The 2,624-nt window shown below is 70.7% G+C and carries 3 protein-coding genes; all 3 read left to right on the forward strand.

Annotation, left to right across the window (positions count from 1 at the left end; translation table 11 throughout):
- Nucleotides 1-196, forward strand: a 196-nt coding sequence (locus Q1N79_RS00395) for a hypothetical protein (RefSeq protein ID WP_300602664.1), incomplete at its 5' end; no start/stop codon positions are given.
- Nucleotides 197-528: 332 nt separating this feature from the next.
- Nucleotides 529-1,764 (forward strand): sigma-70 family RNA polymerase sigma factor, encoded by a 1,236-nt coding sequence (locus tag Q1N79_RS00400; protein ID WP_300602667.1) that lies wholly within the window; start codon nt 529-531, stop codon nt 1,762-1,764.
- Nucleotides 1,765-1,887: 123 nt separating this feature from the next.
- Nucleotides 1,888-2,624 (forward strand): DUF3375 domain-containing protein (locus Q1N79_RS00405; protein ID WP_300602670.1); only part of this gene is annotated, 737 nt, incomplete at its 3' end.

Raw genomic sequence — 2,624 nt, forward strand, 5'->3', positions numbered from 1 at the left:
GGACTACGTCGCCGTTCCGATCAGCCGTACCCAGCTGTACATCGTGTGGCTCGACCCGAGCACGTACGCGATCGTCGACGTGTTCGTGTTCAACTTCGCCACCCACACCGTGTTCGACTACGCGCCGGGCAGCGCCACGCCGCAGAGCGCGGGAACGATCAAGATCGTCAAGCGCGGCCAGCACAAGATCCCGTAGCTTAAAAGCCCGTCCTGTGCGGTGTTTCCGCTGGAGGCGCTGACTCCCCCGCTGCGAGGGGAGCGCGCCGCCCGTAAGGTTCCTGTGATGCAGGTCACAGGAACCTTACGGGCGGGCCGGGCCAGTTGACGTATGTGGACGATCCACACCGCAGCTGCGGGCGCGTGCCCGGGCCGGGGATGCGGACGCGTTCGGCGCGGTCTTCGACGCGTGCGCGAAGTCGGTGTACAACCACGCCTTCCGGCTGACCGGCGACTGGTCGACGGCCGAAGAGGTCATGGCGATGACCTTCCTTGAGGCCTGGCGCAGCCGGATGAGGATCGCCGAGGACGGTGGCTCGCTGCGGCCGGCCCTGGCTGCTCGGGATCGCGACCAACCTGGCTCGCGGCCAGCGCCGGGCGGCCCGGCGGCAGCGGACCGCGCTCGCCCGGCTGGCCGTCGCCGGCGACCTGCCGGACTTCGCGGACGACGTGTCCGGCCGGCTCGACGACGCCGCCCGGATCGGGGCGCTGCACCGGGCGCTGGCCAGACTATCCAGGCCCGAGTTCGAGGTCCTCGCCGTCTGCGTCTGGTCCGGGCTGAGCTACGCGGAGGCGGCCGAGGGCCTGGGCATCCCCGTCGGCACCGTGCGCTCCCGGCTGTCCCGGGCCCGCGCCAAGCTGGGCAAGCTCACCGAGCGGGAACTGCGCGGAAATCCCCGGGAACCCCTGACCATCCCCGGCCAGCTAGTGGCCGGAACCGCGAACGCCGGTCCGGCCCGCAAATTCGCCACGCCTGGCCAGCCCGGTAAGGAGCACCGGGAGATTCTCAAGAACCACATGCTCGCCAAGCAGTCGGCAAGCAAGGCGGCCGGGGACGGCGGCACCCGTGGCTGGCGGCCGCCCGCGCGCGTGCTGGCCGCCGCCGCGGAGCATCTCGCGCGCGAGGCCGCGACCGGCGAGCCAAGCCCGGGACAGTGGATTTACTACAAGACCGTCGACTACGGCTACCCGGGCGTCGTCGATCCCTCTGGGGTAGGGACCGACGAGGAGTGGGTCACCTTCGACGGCAGCCAGACCGCGTACTACCAGGACGGCCAGCTCGTCACGCACACGTCCCCGATGACCCCGCCAGGTCCGGCCGTAAAGCCGTGGGTCGCGTGGAACACAGAGAAGACCGCCTACGACGTGCTCGCCTCCCTCCCCACCGACCCGCAGGCCCTCCTGGCTGTGATCGCCAGCCAGGCCGCCGGCCAGAACGCGCAGAACATCGCGGCGGGCAACCCGATCGCCGGCGTCGAGCCCGAGACCGAGGCGCAGCGCGAGTTCGATTACCTCACCCTGATCCTGTGGAACGCCGCCTCCGCCGGCGGCCAGGCGATCGGCGTCTCTGCCGACGGCGGCTACGACCAGCTCCTCATCGACCCGGTCAGCTGCCAGGTGATCGGCATCCGCCAGCTCAGCACCGGCATCGGGCCGCAGAAAGTGGGGAACAAGCAGCCGGGGCCCGCCTATCCGCCCAGGGGCACCCTGGTCCAGGAGATCGTCTACGCCCAGACCGCTGAGGTCCCCGCGCCCGGCGACCGCTGACGGGAAAGCCGGCCAGCGCGGCAGGCGTGCCCGCGCCTCCCCACGATCTCAACATCGGTGTCGCGCACCCCGCCACGCGCGAGATCCGGCGGAATGTCATAGCCCGCCCCTACGATGTTCGCCATGGCAGGCGGGGAAACCGGCGGGACCACAGGCGGGACGAGCGGCCGGATCAGCTTCGACGACGTCGCCTGGCTGCGCGCCAACAGCCCCGCCTGGCGCCTGCTGCGCGCGGACAGCGCGCCGTTGGTGCTCAGCTTCCTGCACCGGGTGTTCGTCGCGGACAACGTCCGCTCGATCGCCGCCACCGAGCTGGCAAGCCGACTGGACGACGAGCTCTACGCGCTGAACGAGCGCACGCCCAGGAGCTTCCCCAAGCCGGCCAAGGCTTACCTTGACGACTGGGCGAGCCCGGAGTCCGGGTGGCTGCGCAAGTACTACCCAGAAGGCAGCGACGAGCCGCACTTCGACGCGACCCCGGCGGTGGAGAAGGCCCTGCAGTGGGTGCGCGCGCTGGGCGAACGGGAATTCGTCGGCACCGAGTCCAGGCTCAACACGATCTTCGACCTGCTCCGCCAGATCGTCTTCGGCACCGAGCCCGACCCGCGGGCCAGGATCGAGGAGCTCCGGCGCCAGCGACAGCGGATAGACGACGAGATCGCCCGCATCGACGCGGGCGACCTGGCGATGCTCGACTCCAGCGCGGTGCGCGACCGCTACCAGCAGTTCTCCGCGACCGCCCGCGAGCTGCTCGCTGACTTCCGCGAGGTGGAGGAGAACTTCAGGAGGCTGGACAGGCAGCTGCGGGAGAAGATCACCGGATGGCACGGCGGCAAGGGCGAGCTGCTCGACGACGTGCT

Origin of the sequence: Trebonia sp., assembly GCF_030042015.1 — a bacterium.
Taxonomy (GTDB): domain Bacteria; phylum Actinomycetota; class Actinomycetes; order Streptosporangiales; family Streptosporangiaceae; genus Trebonia.